Source organism: Plantibacter sp. Leaf314 (genome assembly GCF_001423185.1).
Classification (GTDB): Bacteria; Actinomycetota; Actinomycetes; order Actinomycetales; family Microbacteriaceae; genus Plantibacter.
The window spans coordinates 2281507-2303061 of record NZ_LMOB01000001.1 but is presented as its reverse complement, the minus strand read 5'-3'; the positions used below and the strand labels follow the sequence as shown (position 1 = coordinate 2303061).

Genomic DNA, 21555 nt, shown 5'->3' with positions numbered 1-21555 from the left:
ACCGAACACCAGCAAAGGAATCACCATGCAGATCGACCTCACCGGCCGCCGCGCCCTCGTCACCGGCGGAGGCGCCGGCATCGGAGCCGCGATCGCCCGGGCCCTCGGAGCCAGCGGAGCGGACGTCGCCGTGCACTACGCGTCGAGCGCCGACGGTGCCGCCGCGATCGTGGACGAGCTCACCGCCGCCGGTCGGACGGCCGTCGCGATCCAGGGCGACCTGACCGACTCGGCCCAGGCGGACGCGGTGGTGCGGCAGGCGACCGAGGCGCTCGGCGGCCTCGACATCCTCGTCAACAACGCCGGTCACCTCGTCGGGCGGTCCACGATCGCCGAGATGACCGACGAGCACTGGCACCAGGTGCTCGATGTGAACCTCACCAGCAGCTTCGCCGTCACCCGCGCCGCACTCCCCGCGCTCACCGCCTCCGGTGCCGGCCGCGTGATCCTCATGTCGTCCCTCGCCAGCGAGAACGGCGGCGGAGCGGGCTCGGTGCCGTACGCGGCGGCGAAGGCCGGCGTCATCGGGTTCACCCGGGCGCTCGCCAAGGAGATCGCACCCGCCGGCGTGACGGTGAACGCGGTCGCCCCCGGGTTCATCGGCGACACGGCGTTCCACAACACCTTCACCCCCACCAAGGCGCAGGAGGGGATCGTCGCCGGCATCCCGCTCGGACGCGCCGGTACCGTCGACGACGTCGCCGGGGTCGCCCTGTTCCTCGCCTCCGAGCTGTCGTCCTTCGTGACCGGTCAGGTCGTCGACATCAACGGAGGGGCCAACTTCCGATGACCACCGTCACCCGGGCGCGAGGCGGGTGGTGGCACGACTTCGTCTGCCCCACCCACGGCACCGAGCTGCTCGAAGCGCGCGGCGACGCCTTCGTCTGCACCTACGGCTGCGAACTGCGCGGCGAGCCGTACGCCTCGGCCTGGTTGGTGCTCGAACATCAGGCGGCGGCTCGACTCGCGCGCACGGCGGCGCGCCGCTTCCGACGACACGGCGACCCCGCCGACCAGGCACAGGCGCTCGCCGTCGTGCGCGAGTTCGCCGACTACTGCGCCGAGATCACGGCCGAGTGGAACCGCGACAGTGAGAGCTGGATGCTCCAGGGCAAGCTCTTCAAGCAGGCGCTGACGGAGGCGATCTGGGCGACGCAGATCGCCGACGCGGTCGTCGTGCTCGCCGACGAGCCGGCGGCCAGGGAGACGATGGGTGCCCCCGTCGCGACGATGCTCGGCGCGCTCCTCGACACCATCGTCGAGTCCCGCCGGGTGCTCGTCGACGACCGCGACGACCTCACGAGCAATTACGTCGCCTGGCTCGACGCCGCCGGTGCCCTGATCACCCGCGCGCTCGCCGCCCTGGCCGCGCCCACCCCGCACGGCGATCAGGAGCGATGGATCGCGCAGGCCGTCGAACACTCGGCCGTCGCCCTCGGCCAGGACGGCTGGGAGTGGGAGGGGTCCACCTACTACCACCTGTTCGTGCTCCGCGCCTATCTCCTCACCTTCGCTGGAGCGGACCAGGCGGCGCTCGACCCCGCCCTCGTCCGGCGGCTGCGCCGGATGGTCGATGTGCTCGTCGGCTTCGCCGGACCGGACGGCCGACTGCCGATGCTGCACGACGGCCCCTACGACCGACTCGGTGTCCACCTCGAAGTGTTGGAGATCTGCGTCCTCGCCGGGCAGCTCTGGGACGGGACCGGTCTCGACACCGTCGAGGCCTGGGCCCGGCGGCGGATCGGCGAGCGTCACGACGGACTCGAGGACCTCCTCGACGGGTGGTTCTCCGGAACACCGCTCCCTGCCCCCGGCGACGTCCTCGACCGCGGCTCGGTGCTCTTCGCCGACGTCGGGTACGCGGTCGTCCGCTCCGAGGCGAGCTCCCTGCAGGCGGTGCTCGACGCCGGACCGCACGGCGGCTCGCACGGGCATCTCGACACGCTCGCCCTGTACCTCTACGGCGACGGCGTCGCATGGCAGCCCGCTCCCGGCGTCCCGCCCTACGGCAGTGCGCTGCGGCGCGGCCACTACGCGAGGACGACCGCGCACCCGACCGTCCGCGCGGACGACGCGGACCAGCTCGAGAGCTCCGCCCGCGTGGAGCGCTGGGAGGTCGACCCCGCCACCGACACGACGCTCGTCCAGGCGTCCTCCGACGAGGCGATCGACGGCGTCCTGCTCGAACGGCGGGTCGAGTCCATCGGGGGGATCCTCGTGGACGTCGTCCGCGCGACGACTACCGACGGCTCCGCCCGCAGCTTCACCACTGCCTTCCGGCCAGCCGTGCCGTTCGAGGTCGTGCAGCACGGAGACGGTTGGCGCACCGGCTGGTCCGGCCCAGCAGGGCGACGGCTGCACGGGCACCATGTCGCGGACGTCGCCTCCGTCCTCGTGGACGCCCCGGGCAGAGGGCCGTCGGACGACCCGACCGTGCCCCTCGCCGTCGGTGACTGGACGGCGACGGCCCCGAGCGTCACCTTCGTGTCGGTCTTCGCCGAGGCGGATGAGTCGCCGATCGCGTCGATCGGGCTCAACGCCGGGCGTCTGGTCATCGCTCTGGCCGACGGGCGGACGCTCGAGCGGGAGCTGCTGCCGTGATCCCGGCACTGCTCCTCGATGGCCGGGAGGACCGCCTCCGCGCCGAGCTGACGGGCGTGCGGCGTCGCGAGTTCCGTCGCCTGCTCGACGAGTGCGAACGGCTGCGGGGGATCGAACTTCCCTCGGAGCACCCGCTGGCCTCGATCACCTTCTTCGGCCCGGCCGCCGCGAACCTCGCGCTCGCCCACCGGCTGACCGGGCAGCCGCAGTACCTCGAGGAGCTGCGACGCTGGCTCGCACCGCCGCTGGCGTTCGAGCACTGGGGTCGCGCCCACCTGCCGGACCACGACCTCGATGCCGGCTGGCTGCTCCACGGCCTGTCGCTGGCCTTCGCCTGGGCGGGCGATGCGCTCGACGAGGGGGAGCGGACCCGACTCCGCGATCGCCTGATCCTGCAGGGGACCCGCCTGTTCGACTTCGCCGTGGAGACCGAGGGCGACTGGTGGTCGTCCTCGTACTGGCAGAACCACAATTGGATCTGCTTCACCGGTCTCGCCACCGCCGGGTACGTGCTGGCCGATGAGCATCCCGACGCGCTGGCGTGGACCGAGCGCGCGAAGGCCAACTTCGACGAGGTCCTCGACCTCCTGCCCGCTGACGGCTCGAACCACGAGGGCGTCGTGTACTGGCGCTACGGCGAGCCGTGGCTGGCGAGTTATCTCGACGTGCTGCGGGCCGCCGAGGGGATCGACTGGTTCCCGCGGAGCGAGCACCTCCGGGAGACCTTCTGGTTCCGCCTTCACCAGTCCGCTCCGGACCTCGAGCGCATCGTCGACCACGGCGACTGCCACGACCACCGCAGTGGACACTCGGTCGCGCTGTACCGGAAGCTGGCCGCCGAGTATCGGATCCCGCAGGCCCAGTGGTTGGCCGATCGTGTGTCCACCGACCTCCTCTGGCGGGAGGCGTCGCAGAGCGGTGTGCGTCCGGGCGTGCTGCCAGAGGCCTATCAGGAGCTGCTCTGGTTCGACCCCACGGTCGAGTCGGTCGGCCCGGAGGAGCTCCCCACGTCGAGGTACTTCCCCGATCTCGGCCTCGTGGCCGGCCGGACGTCGTGGGACGCGGATGCGACGCTCGTCTCGGTCAAAGCGTCACCCGGCGGTGGCTGGCGGGCGTGGCGGGAGTCGCACCGACTGCGGCGCGAGCGGGGCTGGACGACGCTGAACACCGGTCATCACCACCCCGACGCTGGCGCGTTCGTCCTCCTCGGCGGCGGCGAGTACCTCGCGATCGACGAGGGCTACTCCTCCCGGAAGCGGACCGAGCACCACAACGGGGTGCTCGTCGACGGGGTCGGGTACGGACGTGAGGGGCACTACGACGTCCACGCCGGGCTCGCCGAGGACCGCGTCGGCGAGATGCTCGAGGTCACGCTCGCCGATGACTGGGTGCACACCGTCAGTGAGATCGGCGCCCTGTACGCGCCGGACCTCGGGATCCGCCGGCTCCGGCGTCACCTCGTGCGGACACCGAACGGTGCGCTCATCCTCGTCGACGACGTCGAAGCCGACACCGAGCGGACGTGGACCTGGTTGCTGCAGACCACGAACCCGGTGGCGCTGTTGGACGACGGCCGACGGCTCGCGCCCGCCGGCGCCGCGGGGCTCCTTGTGACCGTGCTCGACGACGTCGATTCGGTCGACGTCGTGCATCCGACGGCGGTCCAGGCGAACCCGACCTCGTCGACACCGGGGCTCGAGATCGAGCGGGTCCAGCACACGCTGCGTCGAACCTCGGCGCCATCCAGCTCGCTGCGGTTCGTGTCCGTCCTGCAACCCGTCCCCTTCGGCCTGCCGGTGCCGCGGGCCGCGACGATGGCCGAGGACGACGGGGCGCTGGTCGTGACGGTGCCTGGACTCGTGGACGTGGAACAGGTGATCGTGCGGCTCGACGGCTCGCGGCCGCGGCTGCCAGGGATGGACGCGGTCGGCAACGGTTTCGCGGGACGGAGGCTGGAAGGATGAGCGGCATGGCAGTGAAGCGCACCGGCTGGGAGGGTCGGCTGCTGGGAGCACTCGTCCACCCGATGAACATCGCCGCCGCGGGCCTGGCCGCCGCCGTCCTGTCGCTCGGTGTGGTGACCGCCGTCCCCGCCGTCATCGCTGCCGGTCGTTCGATGCGTCGTTGGCTGGCCGGGGAGGACGATGCGGTCTTCACCGGCGTCTTCCGGGAGTTCGCGGCGAGCTGGCGGCGGTCGCTCCCACTCGGTGTCGGGGTCGTCGTCGTCGTCGCGATGCTCGTCGTCGACGTCGCCTTCCTGACCGCACAACTCGAACAGGGATCGGCGATCGCGATCGCCCTGCTCGCCGCCACCGTACCCGTGGCGCTCGCCCTCGGGCTGCTGCTGCTCGCGCTCCCCGCGTCGGCGGCCCTGCAACCCGACGCCTCGGCCCGGGCGTGGCTCGTCGGGGCCGGCGCCCTCGTCGCGCGTCGGCCGTTCACGGCCCTGCTGCTCCTCCTCGGCGTGGCGACGTTCGCCCTGCTCTGCTACCTGTTCCCGACGCTCCTGCCGTTCTTCGGTCTCTCCCTCCCGGCGTACCTTGCCCTCCTCGTCTGGGGGCGGTCCGGTCTGCCCCGCTGACCCTGGCCGGTGCGGCAGAGGCGCTCACGACGACCGACGCTAGGCTTTCCAGAACCCCGACGCCGACCGGACGGATGGACCTGTGCTCGTCACCATCACCTCGACCGCGCCGTCGGCCGCCGACCTCGGTCATCTCGTCCGCAAACACCCGGCGCGGGCGCAGAGCTTCGACCTCAGCGTCGGGCGCGCCCACGTGTTCTACCCGGAGGCGACGGACGAACGGTGCACCATCGCGCTGCTCCTCGAGGTCGACGCGATCGCGCTCGTCCGGCAGAAGCGCTTCGGCGGCGGCGACATCGCGTCGCTCTCGCAGTACGTGAACGACCGACCGTACGCGTCGTCGTCCATGGTCGCCGTCGCGATCGGGCAGGTGTTCCGCAGCGCCATGACCGGCCGCAGCGACTCCCACCCCGAGCTCGCCGCAGCAGCCCTCCCGCTGACGATCACGGTCGCGGCGGTGCCCTCGCGCGGCCTGGACCAGCTGGCGACCAGGCTCTTCACCCCGCTCGGCTGGGACGTCACCGAACGGGCGATCCCACTCGACCCGACGGTCCCCGCCTGGGGCGACTCGCGATACGTCGACCTCGAACTGACCGGACACCTGCGGCTCTCGGACGCACTCCGCCAGCTCTACGTGCTGCTGCCCGTCCTCGACGACGCCAAGCACTACTGGGTGTCCGACGACGAGGTCGGCAAGCTGCTCCGCGCGGGCGAAGGATGGTTGGCCGACCACCCCGATCGGGATCTGATCACGAAGCGGTACCTCGCGCACCAGTCGCGGATGGTCAGCGACGCGCAGGCGCTCCTCGACCCGGGAGCATCAGCGGACGGAGCCGAGGGCGAGGAGGGTGCCGCGGCTGCGCGCGCGACACGCTCCCCCGCGCTGGCCGGCCTCCGCGCCGAAGCGGTGCTCCAGGCGCTCGCCGACGTCCGAGCGCGCTCGGTCGCCGACGTCGGCTGCGGCGAGGGCTCCCTCCTCACCCGCCTGATCGCGGATCCGCAGTTCACCGCCGTGATCGGCACCGATGTTTCCGTCCGCGCCCTCACGACCGCCTCGGAACGCCTCGGGCTCCGCGATGCGAGCGACCGCGTCCGCGAACGCATCCAGCTGCTGCAGTCCTCGGCGACCTACGCCGACTCCCGGCTGCACGGGCTCGACGCGATCGTCCTCATGGAGGTCGTCGAACACATCGACGCCGAGCGCCTCGACGCACTCGAAGCCTCGATCTTCGGCGCAGCGGCTCCCGAGACGGTGATCGTCACGACCCCGAACCGCGAGTACAACGCCCTCTACCCGTCGCTGCCGGCGGGCGGGTTCCGGCACCCCGACCACCGCTTCGAATGGGACCGCCAGGAGTTCGCGAGCTGGTGCACGGCGCTCGCCGCACGCCACGGCTACGACGTCGAGTACCGCACGGTCGGCGACGTCGACCCGCAGCTCGGTTCGCCCACGCAGCTCGCGATCTTCCGGAAGGGCATCTCATGAGCGACCTCGAACCGCCCCGGACGGCGGCGCTCCCGATCCCCGAGCTGTCGCTCGTGGTCCTCATCGGTGTGAGCGGTTCCGGCAAGTCGACCTTCGCCGCCGAGCACTTCGGTCGGTTCGAGACCCTCTCGAGCGACTTCTTCCGCGGGCTCGTGTCCAACGACGAGAACAACCAGGCCGCCAGCGCCGACGCGTTCGCCGCCCTCCGCGACGTCGCAGCCCGCCGTCTCGACGCCGGACTGTTGACCGTCATCGACGCGACCAACGTCCAACCGGCCTCCCGGAAGTCGCTGATCGACCTGGCGCGCAGTCACGACGTCCTGCCCGTCGCCGTCGTCCTCGACGTCCCGGAGCGGGTGTGCATCGAGCGCAACGCGGCTCGTCAGGACCGGTCGTTCGGGTCGGCCGTCATCACCCGCCAGCAGGACCAGTTGCGGCGATCGCTGCGGCACCTCGGCAAGGAGGGGTTCCGGAAGGTCCACGTCCTGTCCGGGGTCGACGCGATCGCCGAGGCGTCGTTCGTCCGCGAACCGCTCCTCAACGACCGCCGTCAGGAGCGCGGCCCGTTCGACGCGATCGGCGACGTCCACGGCTGCCGGAGTGAACTCGAGACGCTGCTCACGAAGCTCGGGTACGTCATCGAGCGCGACGCCGAAGGGCGTCCGGTCGACGCGGCGCACCCCGAGGGACGACGGGCGATCTTCCTCGGCGACCTCGTCGACCGCGGGCCCGACACCCCCGGCGTGCTGCGCCTCGCGATGGGGATGGTGGGCGCCGGACACGCGCTGGCGGTGCCGGGGAACCACGAGTCGAAGCTCGTCCGCGCCCTGCAGGGCAAGCGGGTGCAGACCACGCACGGGCTCGCCGAGTCGCTCGCGCAACTGGCCGAGGAGCCGGCCGCCTTCCGCGACAAGGTCGAGCGGTTCTGCCGAGAGCTCGTCGCCCACCTCGTCCTCGACGACGGGAAGCTCGTCGTCGCGCACGCCGGACTGATCGAGCAGTATCACGGACGCGCCTCGGGGCGCGTGCGGTCGTTCGCGCTCTACGGCGACACCACGGGGGAGACCGACGAGTACGGTCTGCCCGTGCGGCTGCCGTGGGCGGAGGAGTACCGGGGCAAGGCGACCGTCCTCTACGGGCACGTGCCGACCCTCGAGGCCGAATGGGTCAACAACACGATGTGCCTCGACACCGGCGTCGTCTTCGGCGGCAAGCTGAGCGCGTTGCGGTGGCCGGAGCGCGAGGTCGTCGACGTTCCCGCCGAGCAGGTCTGGTACGAACCCGTCGTGCCGCTCGGCCGGCCCACCGGACCCGCCGGCGAGCAGCGGGACCCGGGGCTGCTGCGCATCGACGACGTCCTCGGTAAGCAGGTCATCGAGACGCGGGTCTCGGGTCGGGTCGGCATCCGCGAGGACGCGGCGGCCGGTGCGCTCGAGGTGATGAGCCGCTATGCGATCGATCCGCGGCGCCTCGTCTACCTGCCGCCGACGATGAGCCCACCGAGCACCTCGCAGCGGAAGGACCTCCTGGAGCACCCCGCCGAGGCGTTCGAGGCGTACCGCCGGGAGGGGCTCGACCGGGTGGTGTGCGAGGAGAAGCACATGGGATCCCGCGCGGTCGTCCTGCTCACCCGCGACCCGGCTCCCTTCGGAGCGCCCGCCGGTTGGCGCGGCACCGTCCACACGCGCACCGGTCGGCCGTTCTTCGACGAGGCGACCACACAGCAGCTGTTGTCCCGCTTGGACGCCGCCGTCGAGCGCGCCGGGCTGTGGGAGGAACTCGACGCCTCGTGGCTGCTCTTCGACAGCGAGCTGCTGCCATGGTCGATCAAGGCGGAGCGCATGATCCGCGAGCAGTACGCCTCGGTCGGTGCAGCGGCGACCGCGGCGGTCCCGGCGGCCGTCCGCGTGCTGGAGCAGGCTGCGGCGACCGGCGTCGACGTCACCGGACTGCTCGACCGGACGCGTCGACGGGCGGAGAACGCCGAGGCGTACGTCGCGGCCTACCGGCCGTACACCGCGCCATCGGACGGACTGAACGGTGTGCAGCTCGCGCCGTTCCAGCTCCTCGCGTCCACGGGGACGAGTCACCTCGGTCGCGACCACACCTGGCACCTCTCGCTCGCCGACCGGCTGGCTGACGCCGATGCCGAGCTCATCCGCCGGACGCGGTCGATCGAGGTCGACCTCACGTCGCCGGCGTCGGAGGAGGCTGCGACCACCTGGTGGGAGGAGCTCACCGGCGCGGGTGGCGAGGGCATGGTCGTGAAGCCGACGGCCGGCCTGCTCCGGGGCGGGAAGTCGCTCGCGCAGCCCGGTATCAAGGTGCGCGGGCGCGAGTACCTGCGGATCATCTACGGGCCCGACTACACCGAGCCCGAGAACCTCTCGCGGCTCCGGGACCGGGACATCGGACACAAGCGTTCGATGGCGCTCCGCGAGTACGCCCTCGGCGTGGAGGCGGTGGAGCGGTTCGTCGCCGGTGAGCCGACCTGGCGGGTGCACCAGGCGGTCTTCGGCGTCCTCGCCATGGAGTCCGAGCCGATCGACCCCCGCCTCTAGGGTCAGCGCAGGACGGAACTCAGCAGGAGGCTCGTCTCGCTGTTGACGACGCCCTCGATGCGGCGGATCCCGCCGAGCACGCGGTCGAAGTCGGTCAGCGTCTCGGTGCGGAGTTCCGCGACGAGGTCCCAGCCGCCGTTGGTCGTGTGGAGCGCGCTGATCTCGGGGAAGCCGCGCAACTGTCGGATGACGTGATCGGTGGTGCGGCCCTCGACCTCGATGAACGCGATCGCGCGGATGGTGCCCGGGTCGAGTTCGTCGCGCACCCGGACGGAGAACCCGACGACCGTGCCCGAGGAGACGAGTCGCTCCAGGCGGCTGTTCACGGTCGCCCTGGCGACATCGAGCGATCTGGCCAGACTCGCGACCGATGCGCGGCCGTCGGCTCGGAGCGCGGCCAACAGTCGTCGGTCCAGATCGTCGAGTGCGGCCATGCACACAATGTACAACGACGTTACTCACATTGTGCATAACCTGTGCACAAATCGCGCAGAGGTGGCGTAGAGAGTGCAGATCGACGAAACCTAGGCTCGAAGCAGTCGGGAGCACTCCGCTCCGGCCGGCTCCGAGCCCGACTCCGTCTGGAAGGGAACGTCATGACGCGTTTCGTCGATGTCCGCAACATGGTCCGCTGGACCGCCGACCGAGGCCCCGAGCGCATCATCGCCGGCATGATCGGCTACCTCGAGGCCGACTTCCGTCGCTGGCCCTCGTTCGACAAGAGCCCTCGCGTCGCGAGCCACACGCCGTTCGGCGTCATCGAGCTCATGCCGACGAGCGACCACGAGACCTACGCGTTCAAGTACGTGAACGGCCACCCCTCGAACCCGGCGCGCGGCTACCAGACGGTGACCGCGTTCGGCGTGCTCGCGGACGTGCACAACGGCTACCCGACCTTCCTCGCTGAGATGACGCTCCTCACGGCCCTCCGCACCGCCGCGACGTCCGGCATGGTCGCCAAGCACCTCGCCCGACCGGACTCCACCGTCCACGCGCTCATCGGCGCCGGCAGCCAGGCCGAGTTCCAGGCCCTCGGCATGCGGGCCGCGCTGGGCATCAGCACCGTGCGCATCTGGGACGTCGACCCGCTCGCGATGGACAAGTTCGCGCGCAACCTGGAGCCGCTCGGCTTCGAGGTCGTCATCGGGACGAGCGCCGCAGACGCCGTGGCCGGGGCGGACATCATCACGACCTGCACGGCCGACAAGGCCCTCGCGACGGTGCTCACGAACGACCTGGTCGAGCCCGGTGTGCACCTCAACGCCATCGGCGGAGACTGCCCCGGCAAGACGGAGCTCGAGGCGTCGATCCTCGATCGTGCCGACGTGTTCGTCGAGTTCCCGCCGCAGACCCGCATCGAGGGCGAGATCCAGCAGATGGCGCCCGACTTCCCGGTGATCGAGTTCTGGCAGGTGCTCACGGGCGCCGTCCCCGGCCGCACCTCGCGGGAGCAGATCACCCTGTTCGACTCCGTCGGCTTCGCGATCGAGGACTTCACGGCGCTGCGGTTCCTGAACGACGCCGTCGACGGCAGCGAGTACTTCGAGGAGATCGACCTCGTCGCAGCCCCCGACGACCCGAAGGACCTGTTCGGCCTCGTCGGCGCGCTCTCACCGGTCGGCTGAGTCCGACATGTCCGTGCAGGCGCCGTCGGCGGTCGTCCTCATCAGGCCGCATCGCTTCACGCCGAACCCGCTGACCGCGGCCGACAACGTGTTCCAGGTCGCGGAGGGCGTCCCCTCGGCTGCGGCCGTCGGGGTGGCGCACGCCGCGTTCGACGAGGTCACCCGGGTCGCGCATGCGCTCGACGCCGCGGGTGTGCGGGTGCACCTCTTCGACGACGACGACCCCGACCGACCCGACAGCGTGTTCCCCAACAACTGGCTGTCGACGCACGCCGGCGGGCACCTCGCCGTCTACCCGATGTACGCGGTCAATCGTCGTCGTGAGCGTCGCTGGGACATCGTCGAGATGTTGAAGCGCGAGTACCGGGTGCAGGACGTCATCGACTACTCGGGCCTCGAACTCGACGAGGTGTTCCTGGAGGGCACCGGGGCGATGGTGCTCGACCACGCGGCCCGGGTGGCGTTCGTCGCCCGCTCGCACCGGGCCGACCCGATCGCGCTCGAGCGCTTCTGCACCAACTTCGGCTACGAACCGCTCGTCTTCGACGCCGTCGACCCGCACGGGGTCCCGATCTACCACACCAACGTCATGATGGGCGTGGCGACCGAGTTCGCGCTCGTGGGACTCGACCTCATCGCCTCGCCCGCGCGTCGGGAGCAGGTCGTCGAACGGCTGACCGCCCACGGGCGCACGATCGTGGACCTCGACTACGGGCAGGTCTGCGATTTCGCGGGTAATGCGATCGAGTTGCGGTCGGCGTCGGGGGAGCGGCTCCTGGCGATCTCGAGCCGGGCCGTCCAGAGCCTCCGCGCGGACCAGCTGGCGGTCATCGAGCGCAGCTGCCGGATCCTCCCGCTGGACGTGCCGACGATCGAACTCGCGGGCGGTTCCGTCCGCTGCATGATCGCCGGGGTCCATCTGGACCGGCGACCAGCAGCGACGGTGTCCGAACCGGCGTCGGGCTCGCAGCTCGCCCGATCGTGAGCGCTGTCGGTCAGTACTTGTAGGACTGGCCGCCGTCGATCGGGACCACGGTGGCGTTGACGTAGCTCGCGTCGTCGCTCAGCAGGAAGGCGACGACCGAGGCGATCTCGGGGGCTTCGCCGTACCGCTTGGTCGGGTTCGTCTGGATGAACTCCTCGGCAGCGCCGCGCGGGTCGTCGGCGTTGAGCTGCTTCATCGAGTTCTCGACCATCGGCGTCCAGATCGCGCCGGGGGCGATGGCGTTGATGCGGATGCCGTACTGGCCGTACTCGATCGCGGAGTTGCGCGTGAGACCGACGACGCCGTGCTTTGCAGCCGCATAGCCGGACTGGTTGCCGATGCCGCGGATGCCGCCGACGCTCGCCGTGTTGACGACCATGCCGGAACCCTGCTCGCGCATGACCTTCAACACCTTCTCGAGTCCGAGGAAGACGCCGCGCAGGTTGATGGACACGACCTTGTCGAACTCGGCGGCGGTGAAGTCCTCGGTGAGGTTCTGCTTGCCCTCGATGCCGGCGTTGTTGAAGAAGCCGTCGATGCGGCCGAAGCGCGACGTCGTCTCGGTGACGTAGCGGTCGACGTCCTCCTCCTTCGAGACGTCGGCGATCGTCGTGATGATCTCGGCGTCGGGGGTCGCCTGGGTGACCGCCTCGACGGTCGCGGCGAGGCCGGCCTCGGAGATGTCGACGAGGGAGAGCTTGGCGCCTTCTGCTGCGAGTCGGACGGCTGCTGCGCGTCCGAGGCCGGAGCCACCGCCGGTGATGAGGACGACGCGGTCGGAGAAGCGATTCATGGTGTGACCTTTCCAGGAGCCTGTCGCTCCGGCGGACACCGTGCCCGTCGCATCAGCGACAGTCCTTCAAACGTACATCTGTTGGATAGATGCACCCGCCGCAGGGCCCCGACGTTCGCGGAGGGCGATCAGTCCTCGCCGAGGAGCATCGGCCGTGCCGCCTCCAGACCGGTGACCGTCGCGGTCCAATCGGGGCGCACGAACTCCTCGCGGGTCACCCGCAAGCCCTGCGACTCGACGAGCTCGCCCGGACGCCCGACGAAGCGGAGCACACCGTTGTCGCGGTAGCCGAGTCGACGCGAGACGCCGAGCGAGGCGCCGTTCCAGACGGCCGCGTCGGACACTGCGACGTGCGCGCCGAGGTGGTCGAACGCGAACTGGAGCATGCCCGCCCGCATCTCGACGCCGAGTCCCTTGCCCTGCTGCGACTGCGTCAGCCAGGAACCACTGCCGACCGAGCGGGTGACGGCGAAGTCGCGGGCACCGACGTCCTGCAGGCCGATCGGCACGCCGTCGAGGAGGATCGCGAGGTTGAGCGTCCAGGACGCCGGGGTCACGCCGGCCCGCTGCGTCCAGAGGTGCTTGGCGGTCTCACGCATGAGCTGCTCGCGCGGCTGGTCGGTCCAGGGCGTGGAGAACGGCATGACGTCCGGGTCGTGGATGCCGGCGAGGGCGGCGTCCACGAGGCCGGGGAGGTCCTCGTCGCGGACCTGGCGCAGCACGAGGCGGGGCGTGCGGATCTCGAGGCCGAACAGCGGCCAGACGTCGGTGAGGCTGAGCATCCGCCCACGCTACCCGTCGGACACCGGATAGCGCTGTAGCCGGTCCGGGTCGGGCTGTCGAGCCGGTGTACGGCGCGCGGCGTCGGTGCGACACTCGTCGCGGTGCCGGTCAGCGGCCCCGTTCGACGACGAGAAGGGCTCACCCATGAAGTACACGCACCTCGGACGCACGGGGACGTCGGTCTCCCGGATCGTGCTCGGCACCATGAACTTCGGTGACCGCACGAGCGAGGAGGACTCGTTCGCGATCATGGACCGGGCGCTCGAGCTCGGCGTCAACTTCTTCGACACCGCCAACGCCTACGGCGGCAGCGCGGGCCGTGGGGCGACGGAGGAGATCATCGGTCGGTGGTTCGCGGCCCGGCCGGGCGTGCGCGACGACATCGTCCTCGCCACGAAGGTCCACTCGCCGATGGTCGCGCCGAACGACGACGGCTCGGACGTCGTGAACGCCCACGGTGCTTCGGCGTGGCAGGTGCGCCGGGAGGCCATCGGTTCCCTCGAGCGCCTGCAGACCGACCGGATCGACCTCTACCAGTTCCACCACATCGACCGGCACATCTCCTGGCAGGAGCTGTGGCAGGCGATGGAGGTGCTCGTCGCGCGCGGCGAGGTCGTCTACACGGGCAGCTCGAACTTCGCCGCCTGGAACATCGCGCAGGCGAACGAGGTCGCGCAGCAGCGGCACTTCCTCGGTCTCGTCAGCGAGCAGTCGCTCTACAACCTCGCGCAGCGCTCCATCGAACTCGAGGTCATCCCCGCGGCGCAGCACTACGGCCTCGGCATCCTGCCCTGGTCGCCGCTGTCCGGTGGCCTGCTGAGCGGTGGCTCGTCCGACAAGGGCGCACGATCCGGCGAGTCCCGCATCACCGAGGCCCGAGCCAAGCAGCAGGACCAGCTCGAGGCCTACGACCGCTTCGCGGCCGAGCGTGGTTGGACCTCGGCGTCGCTCGGTCTCGCGTGGCTTCTGCACCAGCCTGGCGTCACCGGCCCGATCATCGGACCGCGCACGGTCGAGCAGCTGGAGTCCGCCGTCGCAGCGGTCGACATCGAGCTCAGCGCGGACGACCTCACCGCCCTCGACGAGCTGTTCCCCGGCCCGGGCGGCCAGGCGCCGGAGGCCTACGCCTGGTAGGAGCGTGCGACGCGGCCGACCGCCTCGGTGACGGCGGTCGGCCCTTCGTTCAGTTCGAGGATCCGTCGGCTGATGGTCGGCTCGAGGACGAGCGCTTCGAGGACGGCCGCCACGTCGTCGCGGGTGATCTCGTCGTGGAGTTCGGCCGGCCCGAGGGCGACCGTCCCTCGACCCGGGTCGTCGGTCAGCAGGGACGGTCGCAGGATGACCCAGTCGATCGGTTCGCGGGTGAGCGCCACCTCGGCGCGCTTCTTGACCGCGAAATAGTGCTCCTCCTCGTCGCTCAGTGATCGCTCGCGCCACGCTTCGGGCAGGACGGAGAGCAGGATCAGGCGCGTCTGCGTGCCGCTGAGCGCCTCCGACACGCGGGCGAGGGCGGCATCGTCGATGGCGTCCGTCACGTCCGGGTGCCCGGCGTTCGAGCCGGCAGTGAAGACGACGACGTCGAAGCCCGAGACCATCGACGCGATCTCCTGGGTGGTAGCGAGAGCGAGCTCGCCCGAGACCGTCGTCACGCCGTCGGCTTGGAGGGCGGCGGCTTGCTGCGACGATCTCGTGAGGCCCGACACGGTCATCCCTCGCGTGCGGAGGCGGCTCGCGAGGAGCCGGCCGACACGGCCCGAGATCCCGAAGATGAAGACCCCCGGCAGCGGTTCTTCGCTCGCGGCGGTGGCTGAGGTGGTCGGTGACGTCATGGGTGGTCCTTCCGTTGCCGATCAACCTACCATTAGTAACCTACTGTAGGTAGGTAGTATCGAGGGATGGGATCCACCACGACCGACGGCGCAGCGACGACGAGGCGCCGGCTCTCCTGGGACAACCGTCATGCCCAGTTGCTCGATGCCTTCCGCGATCTCGTCCGCACGCACGACATGGACGACGTGACGCTGGCGCGGGTGGCCGCGCACGCGGGGGTGACGAAGCCGGTGGCCTACGATCACTTCGGCGACCGGTCGGGTCTGCTGTCGGAGGCGTACCGGGCATTCGAGGCCCACCAGCGGGACGCCCTGCTGCAGGCGCTCGCCCAGGCGCCGAGCGACCTCGCCGCGGTGTCGTCCCTGGTCGCAGAGGCCTACATCGGCTGCTGCATCGCCGAGGGGATCGAGCTCGCGGCCGTGGTGTCCGCGCTCAGCGGCTCGGCGACGTTGAGTGCGCTCCGGTCGGAGGCGGAGCAGGCGTACCTCGAGATCTGTCGTGAGGCGCTGGAGCCCTTCACCGGCCCCCTCGACCCGGCGCCGTTGAGCGCGATCATCGGCGCGGGCGATGCCCTCGCCCGGAACGCCGTGTCCGGATCGATGACGATGGATCGGGCCGGCGAGACCCTCGCCGTGGTCGTCCGAGCGGTCGCCCTGGCCTCGGCCGTTCCGGGCGCTTGGCCGGGTGGTCGCGCAACCTGAGCGACCGCTCCGACGATGCTGCCGGGTGCGTCGGCGCGCATCGGCGCCTAGCGTTGGGTCATGGCTTCGGACACCTTCGGCATCTTCCTGAACGGTTCGTGCTCCGGTCAGCGGCATATGGTGTGACTACTCATGAGCCACTTCTCCATTGTTCCCGCGTCGTATGTCTTCCTGCGCCGCGATCGATCAGTCCTGCTGCAGCGACGGCAGAACACCGGTTACATGGACGATTGTTGGTCAGCGGGTGCCGCCGGTCATGTCGAGCTCGGTGAAACTGCGGCGTCTGCCGCGATCCGTGAGGCGAGGGAAGAACTCGGCGTCGAGGTGGCAGTCGAGGCGCTCTCGGCCGTGGCTGTCATGCAGCGCACCGATGGTACGGAGAACCCGATGGAACAGCGCGTCGACTGGTTCTTCGTCTGCGATGTCTGGGGTGGCGAACCACTGATCCGAGAACCGATCAAGTGCGCAGAACTGGCGTGGTTCCGCCTCGACGATCTGCCGGTCGACCTGACCGCTCATGAGCGGCTTGCATTGGACGCCCTGCGAGAGGGTCGCCGGTCAGCGGTCCTCACGTTCGGCTTCTGACCAGCTGCCCTCATCGATCGCTGTCATGGACGCCCGCCGTCCACCCGGGCAGACTGTCTTCGATGAGGCTGCAACCCACATCCGAGGACGATTTCGACGCGCTGCGTCATCTGTTCGATGATCCTTCCTTCCATGGTTGGGGAGGACCGGGACGGCTGTCCGACGAGCTCATCCGTGCCAAGTACCTTGGCGCACGACTTCCCGATGTCGAGTGCTTCCTCGTCCTGGTCGACGACGACGCGGTCGGACTCGTCCAGCTCCACACCGACGGAGCGGAGGGTGCCGGGATCGACCTCATCCCGCCGCCTTCCGCTCGAGGTCAGGACGCGGGTGCCGCAGCGATCGGCTGCTGCAGTTCGGTGACCCAGTCGGACTGATCCTCCGACACCGCCCGCACGTAGAGCTCGCGGCACGGCCCCGCCGGCACGAAGCCCCGGGCGAGGATCTCAGCGTGGATGGACTGCCAGCTCTCGGCGATGCGGTCCATCGACCCGAGGTGGATGCCACAGATCGCCAGGCGCTCGGCCGGCAACGTGACGATCTCGAAGCCCTCGCGGGGCGCGCCGTTGTAGGCGTAGCCGACGACGACCTCGGTGCCGTCCTCGCTCGCGTGGTACTGCGCGATCGGTGTGGTCAGCGAACCGCTCTCGTCGCCGATGATGGACGCGACCGCGTCGAACGAGGGGCCGACGAAGTCCGCGATGTCCGGCTGTGAGGGGACGACGCCACGGCGGGCGGCCAGGCGAACGGCGGGCAGGGGCTTCTCGATGATCTCGATCTCCGACATGTGATGCTCTCTTTCGATGAGGTGGAGCCGCCGTTCCACATCGATGAGTCGTGCGGCCGCGATGCGATGCTCGCGTTCGACCTCGGCTCGACGCACCTGCAACAACCGGGCGATGCGCGCGGCATCAACCCCTTGGTCGAGGATCAGGGCGATGTCTTCAAGACCGAAACCGAGATGGCGAAGCGCCACGATCCGGTGCAGCCGTTCAAACTGCGAAGGATCGTACGAGCGGTAGCCGCTGGACTCATCCACATGGGCAGGCACGAGCAGACCGGCGGTGTCCCAGTGCCGGAGCATCCGGTGGGTCACCTGGCCGATCTGCGCGAACGCTCCGATGGACAACATGTCTCAGTTCTCCCTCCTCACACGGTGTCAGAGTCAAGCATTTAGTTCTGAGCGCGTCGAGCGTGCGTGCGCGCCTTCATCCGGTTGCCGCACACCGCCATCGAGCACCACTTCGCGGTTCCGGGGCGACTGTGGTCGACGAGGAACAGGCTGCATTCGTCGTTCGCGCACGGGCGAAGGCGCCCGGGGAACTCCGCGATCACGCTCGACCACGCCAACACGACGCCCGCCACGAGGCGATCGTCTTCAGGCACCTGCAGCTCCCAGACCACGCCGTCGGGGGTGACGCGCGGCGTCCGAACCGCATCCCCGAGGATGCCCGCGAGCTCTCGGGTCGCCCCGCCGTCCTCGCCGCGGACGACAGCCTGGAGCGCCTGCCTCGCACGCCGAAGGCGGGCCACCTCGTCCGCGGACCCGGTGCCACCCCAGCTGCGCGCGAGGTCTCGACCGGCCGTCCCCTCGAGACGGTCCGTCGGGGCACCCTCGATGACCGGCGCGCTGTTCAACACGTTCAGCAGCAGCTCCTCGTCGCGAAGCATCGTTCTCCGTTCTCGCGCCGTGTGGCGCCATCAATCCATGCTACCGTCTGGCTAACCAGTAAAACAATCTAAAGGGGTTAGCAATGGTCACCGTCCACCACCGCACCGTCTCCGTCGATGGGCTCGACGTCTTCTACCGCGAAGCCGGCCCGGCCGACGCCCCCGTGCTCCTGCTCCTGCACGGGTACCCGAGCAGCTCCCACATGTTCCGCCACCTCATCCCGGCACTGGCCGACCGCTACCGTGTCATCGCTCCGGACCACATCGGCTTCGGTCGCTCCGCCGCCCCCTCGGTCGACGAGTTCGAGTACACCTTCGCGGCCCTCGCCGGCGTGACCGGCCGGTTCCTCTCGACCATCGGCGTGACGCAGTACACGATCTACGTCCAGGACTACGGCGCGCCGGTCGGCTGGCGTCTGGCGCTCGCCGACCCCGCTGCCGTCGTCGGCGTCATCTCCCAGAACGGCAACGCCTACGAAGAGGGCTTCGTGCCCGGCTTCTGGGACCCGATCTGGGCCGACGCCGCCGAACGCACCACCGAGACGCGCGACGCACTCCGTCCCGCCCTCGGCCGGGAAGCCGTCGAATGGCAGTACACGCACGGCGTGCCGGATCCGACGACCGTCGACCCCGACGCCTGGGAGCATGACCTCGCGCTCCTCGCCCGACCGGGCCAGGACGACGTGCAGCTGGCGCTGTTCCGCGACTACACGACCAACCGCGAGCTGTACCCGGCGGTGCACGAGTGGCTCCGCACCTCGCAGGTGCCGGTGCTCGCGATCTGGGGGCGGAACGACGAGATCTTCGCCGCCGCCGGCGCCACGGCGTTCACGCGCGACGCCCCGCACGCTCGCATCGAACTCGTCGACGGCGGACACTTCCTCCTCGAATCCGACCTCGACCTCGTCGCCGACGCCATCACGAGCTGGCTCGCGACGAACGACCGCAGCGCCTAGCCCGACGGATCGGTCGATCCGTCTCCGACCACCCCGGCGGGATCGGGCGGCCGTCCGCACGAGCGGTCGGCCGCCTGGCCGTCGGCTCGGGAGGCTGAGCGACGCAGCCCCTTCACGCCTCGATACCCGAGCCACAAGCCGAACGGGACGAGGAGCGCCAACCCGATGAGCTCCGAGCTCTGAGCCCGGGACGGTGTGTGTTCTGCCACCTGATGACTCCTTCGTGGAGCGGGCGCATCGATACACTCACTGCATGGGAGTGGTCGGCATCGGCGGGTTGTTCTTCCGCAGTCGTGATCCATCAGCGCGCGCGGCGTGGTACCGAGAGCATCTCGGCATCGAAGCCGGCGCCGAGGGCGAAGGTGCCGTCTGGATGCAGGAGGCCGGCGCGACCGTCTTTGCTCCGTTCTCGACAACGAGCGAGTACTTCGATGACGACCAGCCGTTCATGCTCAACCTCCGCGTCACAGGCTTGGACGCTCTGATTGCGCAACTGGAAGGCGCCGGGATCGACGTCGAGCGTCGGACCGAATGGGAGTCGGACTACGGCCGGTTCGTCCGTCTACACGACCCGGAGGGGCTCCCCATCGAACTCTGGGAGCTCGGCGAGTAGCACGCGTCGCGGCGTTCATTGCCCCGAGTCGGGCCGCTTTCCGTCATACTGCCCGATCGCGGTTCGCTCCTCAGCCCGCGAGGAAGCGCCGTAGCGCGTCGTAGGCTGGCGTCGGCTCGCCGTCGTCGAACAGGAGGTCGTGGCCCTGCTGCAGAGCGCCGTCGTCGTCGATGAACCAGTCGTAGGCGTCGTCCACGCCCCAGCTCGTGTACGACACGCAGGCGTCCGAGCCGAGGCACGCCGCGAGGACGGTGGCGTACTGCTCCGCCTGGACGTCCTCGCCCTCGTCGTCCGGGACGTCGTTCTCGGAGATGCGGACGACGAGCCCCGCATCCGCGAAGGTGTCGAACGTCGTCGCGAGGTCCTCCGCTGAGAGTGCATCGGTGTCGAGGTCGTAGACGTGGGCTTGCAGGCCGACGCCGTCAATATGGCCACCCTGCGCGTTCGTGTCGAGGGCGAGCTGCAGCAGAGCGTCCTGCCGGGGACCCGGCACATCGGCGCCGTTCTCGTTGATGAACTGCTCGACGTCCGGGTCCGCGTCGTAGACCGCGGTCGAGACCACCACCGGATACGACGGCCCGAAGACGCGGTACCAGACGTTCTCCTGCAAGCTCGTGCCCTGATCGACGTCGAACGGTTCGTTCACGACGTCGAGCGAATCGAGCCGGCCGCGGAAGTGCGAGACCACGGTGTGCACGTAGTCGAGCAGGACCGCGGCGCTCGCCTGACGCTGCGACTCGGAGTCGGCGGGCAGGTCGCGCATCCAGCCGGGCATCGCCTCGGTGAACGCGATGGTGTGGCCGTGCACCGCGATCCCGGACTTCGCTGCGAGGTCGAGGAGCGCGTCGGCCTCCTCGAAGTGGTACTCACCCTGCCTGGGGGAGAGTGCTTGCGGCTTCATCGCGTTCTCCGGGGTGATGAGGCCGACGTTCCCCACGAGGTTCTCCGCGTACGCCGCGTCCGAGACGAGCGGACCGAGTGCCGCCGCCGCGCCGATCAGGAAGCCCGGTCGAGCGCGGGAGGCGAGCGCCTGCAGCCCCTCCGGAGATCGTTCCGCCTCGCCCACGGCAGGACCTGCGGCGACCAGTGCGGCACCGGCCGGTGCCGTGGCGGTCAGCGAACCGACCGTGAAGGACCCCTCCTCGCTCGAGAACCCCAACCAGAGTCCGCCGGAGTCGAAGACCCCGCCGAGGGGGAACGACGACAGCGTCTCACCGTCGCTCGCGATCTCGAGTCGGTCGCCGGAACGATGTACGGAGAGTTCCGCCCCGGGGTCGGCGAGCGTCACCTCCTCGTCCTCCACCGGCGCAGGGTCGGTCACGTCCTCCGGTGCGGAGCCGTCGAAGACCGCGATGCGGAGATCGTCGCCGCGGAGCGTGAGCGTGAGCCCCGCGGGCTGGATCAGGAACTCGTCGGCGACGATGGGCGGGCGGGCGAGGACGGCCAGGGTGGCGTCCGCGGTCACGTCCGTGAACGACGTCCTGAGGGTGAAGTCGTCCGGGGCATCGAGGTGCACGCCCGCGAGATTGACCGGCGGGTTCGGTTGGCCTCCACCGCCGTCCTGTTCGACGATGGTCCGTCCCGTCGCGGTCACCCGCAGCTCATCGCCGTCTGCGACGACGCCGGGCACGTGCTGCCAATCGTGCTCCAGGAGGTCGATGACCGTCTCCCGCTCGGAGGGCGACCCGGTCGGCGTGCAGGCGACCAGGGCGAGGACGAGGGCGACCGCCGCTCCGCTCGCGAGGCTCCGTCTGCTGGCGATCGACATGTGAGGAGCGTAAGCG

22 protein-coding genes and 1 pseudogene are annotated in these 21555 nt (G+C 70.2%); 14 read left to right on the top strand and 9 right to left on the bottom strand.

Features of this window, described 5'->3' with window-relative positions:
* Positions 1-25: 25 nt before the first annotated feature.
* The 6 genes from fabG (at position 26) to ASF68_RS10830 (ending at position 9229) form a co-directional block, all read left to right on the top strand.
* Entirely contained in the window at positions 26-790 is a 765-nt protein-coding gene (gene fabG, locus ASF68_RS10855; RefSeq protein WP_056010087.1) for a 3-oxoacyl-ACP reductase FabG, read from the top strand.
* A complete protein-coding gene (locus ASF68_RS10850) occupies positions 787-2601 on the top strand; it encodes a heparinase II/III family protein (protein WP_056010085.1) in 1815 nt (604 codons plus the stop codon). Before fabG ends, ASF68_RS10850 begins: the two co-directional genes overlap by 4 nt.
* Complete coding sequence (locus tag ASF68_RS10845) at positions 2598-4565, top strand: heparinase II/III family protein (RefSeq protein ID WP_056010083.1); 1968 nt, start codon at positions 2598-2600, stop codon at positions 4563-4565. The genes ASF68_RS10850 and ASF68_RS10845 overlap by 4 nt, the downstream gene beginning before the upstream one ends.
* 5 nt (positions 4566-4570) lie before the next feature.
* Positions 4571-5182, top strand: coding sequence for a DUF624 domain-containing protein (locus ASF68_RS10840; protein ID WP_056010081.1), 612 nt, complete (start codon positions 4571-4573; stop codon positions 5180-5182).
* An 82-nt stretch (positions 5183-5264) separates the two neighbouring features.
* Complete coding sequence (locus tag ASF68_RS10835; RefSeq protein WP_056010080.1) at positions 5265-6668, top strand: 3' terminal RNA ribose 2'-O-methyltransferase Hen1; 1404 nt, start codon at positions 5265-5267, stop codon at positions 6666-6668.
* On the top strand, positions 6665-9229 hold the full coding sequence (locus tag ASF68_RS10830; protein WP_056010078.1) for a polynucleotide kinase-phosphatase: 2565 nt from the start codon (positions 6665-6667) through the stop codon (positions 9227-9229). Before ASF68_RS10835 ends, ASF68_RS10830 begins: the two co-directional genes overlap by 4 nt.
* 2 nt (positions 9230-9231) lie before the next feature.
* Here ASF68_RS10830 and ASF68_RS10825 read toward each other — a convergent pair whose 3' ends face one another.
* Positions 9232-9663, bottom strand: a complete 432-nt coding sequence (locus ASF68_RS10825; RefSeq protein ID WP_056010076.1) for an Lrp/AsnC family transcriptional regulator — start codon at positions 9661-9663, stop codon at positions 9232-9234.
* Positions 9664-9825: 162 nt separating this feature from the next.
* Between ASF68_RS10825 and ASF68_RS10820 the strand changes: the two genes are divergently transcribed.
* Together ASF68_RS10820 and ctlX are read left to right on the top strand one after the other, a co-directional pair.
* Positions 9826-10854 carry an ornithine cyclodeaminase gene (locus ASF68_RS10820; RefSeq protein WP_056010075.1) on the top strand — a complete coding sequence of 343 codons (1029 nt, stop codon included), beginning with the start codon at positions 9826-9828 and terminating at the stop codon, positions 10852-10854.
* 7 nt (positions 10855-10861) lie between these two features.
* Positions 10862-11839, top strand: coding sequence for a citrulline utilization hydrolase CtlX (ctlX, locus tag ASF68_RS10815; protein ID WP_056010073.1), 978 nt, complete (start codon positions 10862-10864; stop codon positions 11837-11839).
* 10 nt (positions 11840-11849) lie between these two features.
* On the opposite strand, the gene ASF68_RS10810 is transcribed toward ctlX, so the two are convergent.
* Positions 11850-12632: a glucose 1-dehydrogenase gene (locus ASF68_RS10810; protein WP_056010071.1), complete on the bottom strand. Its 783-nt coding sequence runs from the start codon at positions 12630-12632 to the stop codon at positions 11850-11852.
* Between the two features lie 128 nt (positions 12633-12760).
* Positions 12761-13414 (bottom strand): GNAT family N-acetyltransferase, encoded by a 654-nt coding sequence (locus tag ASF68_RS10805; RefSeq protein ID WP_056010069.1) that lies wholly within the window; start codon positions 13412-13414, stop codon positions 12761-12763.
* Positions 13415-13559: 145 nt separating this feature from the next.
* Here ASF68_RS10805 and ASF68_RS10800 point away from each other — a divergent pair, with 145 nt between their 5' ends.
* Positions 13560-14549 carry an aldo/keto reductase gene (locus tag ASF68_RS10800; RefSeq protein WP_056010067.1) on the top strand — a complete coding sequence of 330 codons (990 nt, stop codon included), beginning with the start codon at positions 13560-13562 and terminating at the stop codon, positions 14547-14549.
* Here the strand turns inward: ASF68_RS10800 and ASF68_RS10795 are convergent.
* Positions 14537-15244: an NAD(P)H-binding protein gene (locus ASF68_RS10795; protein ID WP_056010065.1), complete on the bottom strand. Its 708-nt coding sequence runs from the start codon at positions 15242-15244 to the stop codon at positions 14537-14539. The two genes, ASF68_RS10800 and ASF68_RS10795, sit on opposite strands and share 13 nt — an antisense overlap.
* Before the next feature lie 66 nt (positions 15245-15310).
* Here ASF68_RS10795 and ASF68_RS10790 point away from each other — a divergent pair, with 66 nt between their 5' ends.
* The 3 genes from ASF68_RS10790 (at position 15311) to ASF68_RS10780 (ending at position 16908) form a co-directional block, all read left to right on the top strand.
* A complete protein-coding gene (locus tag ASF68_RS10790; RefSeq protein WP_082498576.1) occupies positions 15311-15946 on the top strand; it encodes a TetR/AcrR family transcriptional regulator in 636 nt (211 codons plus the stop codon).
* 132 nt (positions 15947-16078) lie between these two features.
* Positions 16079-16531: an NUDIX domain-containing protein gene (locus ASF68_RS10785; protein WP_056010063.1), complete on the top strand. Its 453-nt coding sequence runs from the start codon at positions 16079-16081 to the stop codon at positions 16529-16531.
* Positions 16532-16593: 62 nt separating this feature from the next.
* Positions 16594-16908 (top strand): hypothetical protein, encoded by a 315-nt coding sequence (locus ASF68_RS10780; protein WP_056010061.1) that lies wholly within the window; start codon positions 16594-16596, stop codon positions 16906-16908.
* Here the strand turns inward: ASF68_RS10780 and ASF68_RS19210 are convergent.
* The 3 genes and pseudogenes from ASF68_RS19210 to ASF68_RS10770 form a co-directional block, all read right to left on the bottom strand.
* A complete protein-coding gene (locus ASF68_RS19210; RefSeq protein ID WP_235526827.1) occupies positions 16851-17318 on the bottom strand; it encodes a GyrI-like domain-containing protein in 468 nt (155 codons plus the stop codon). The two genes, ASF68_RS10780 and ASF68_RS19210, sit on opposite strands and share 58 nt — an antisense overlap.
* 192 nt (positions 17319-17510) lie before the next feature.
* Positions 17511-17615, bottom strand: a pseudogene (locus tag ASF68_RS19205) (MerR family transcriptional regulator); the annotation flags it as partial.
* An 89-nt stretch (positions 17616-17704) separates the two neighbouring features.
* Positions 17705-18202 (bottom strand): CGNR zinc finger domain-containing protein, encoded by a 498-nt coding sequence (locus ASF68_RS10770; RefSeq protein ID WP_056010057.1) that lies wholly within the window; start codon positions 18200-18202, stop codon positions 17705-17707.
* A gap of 83 nt (positions 18203-18285) precedes the next feature.
* On the opposite strand from ASF68_RS10770, the gene ASF68_RS10765 reads away from it, so the two are divergent.
* Positions 18286-19158: an alpha/beta fold hydrolase gene (locus tag ASF68_RS10765; RefSeq protein WP_056010055.1), complete on the top strand. Its 873-nt coding sequence runs from the start codon at positions 18286-18288 to the stop codon at positions 19156-19158.
* On the opposite strand, the gene ASF68_RS10760 is transcribed toward ASF68_RS10765, so the two are convergent.
* Entirely contained in the window at positions 19155-19367 is a 213-nt protein-coding gene (locus ASF68_RS10760) for a hypothetical protein (protein WP_056010053.1), read from the bottom strand. The genes ASF68_RS10765 and ASF68_RS10760 overlap by 4 nt on opposite strands.
* Positions 19368-19411: 44 nt before the next feature.
* Between ASF68_RS10760 and ASF68_RS10755 the strand changes: the two genes are divergently transcribed.
* On the top strand, positions 19412-19771 hold the full coding sequence (locus tag ASF68_RS10755) for a VOC family protein (RefSeq protein ID WP_056010052.1): 360 nt from the start codon (positions 19412-19414) through the stop codon (positions 19769-19771).
* Positions 19772-19841: 70 nt separating this feature from the next.
* Here ASF68_RS10755 and ASF68_RS10750 read toward each other — a convergent pair whose 3' ends face one another.
* A complete protein-coding gene (locus ASF68_RS10750) occupies positions 19842-21539 on the bottom strand; it encodes an endo-1,4-beta-xylanase (protein ID WP_056010050.1) in 1698 nt (565 codons plus the stop codon).
* Positions 21540-21555: the final 16 nt, after the last annotated feature.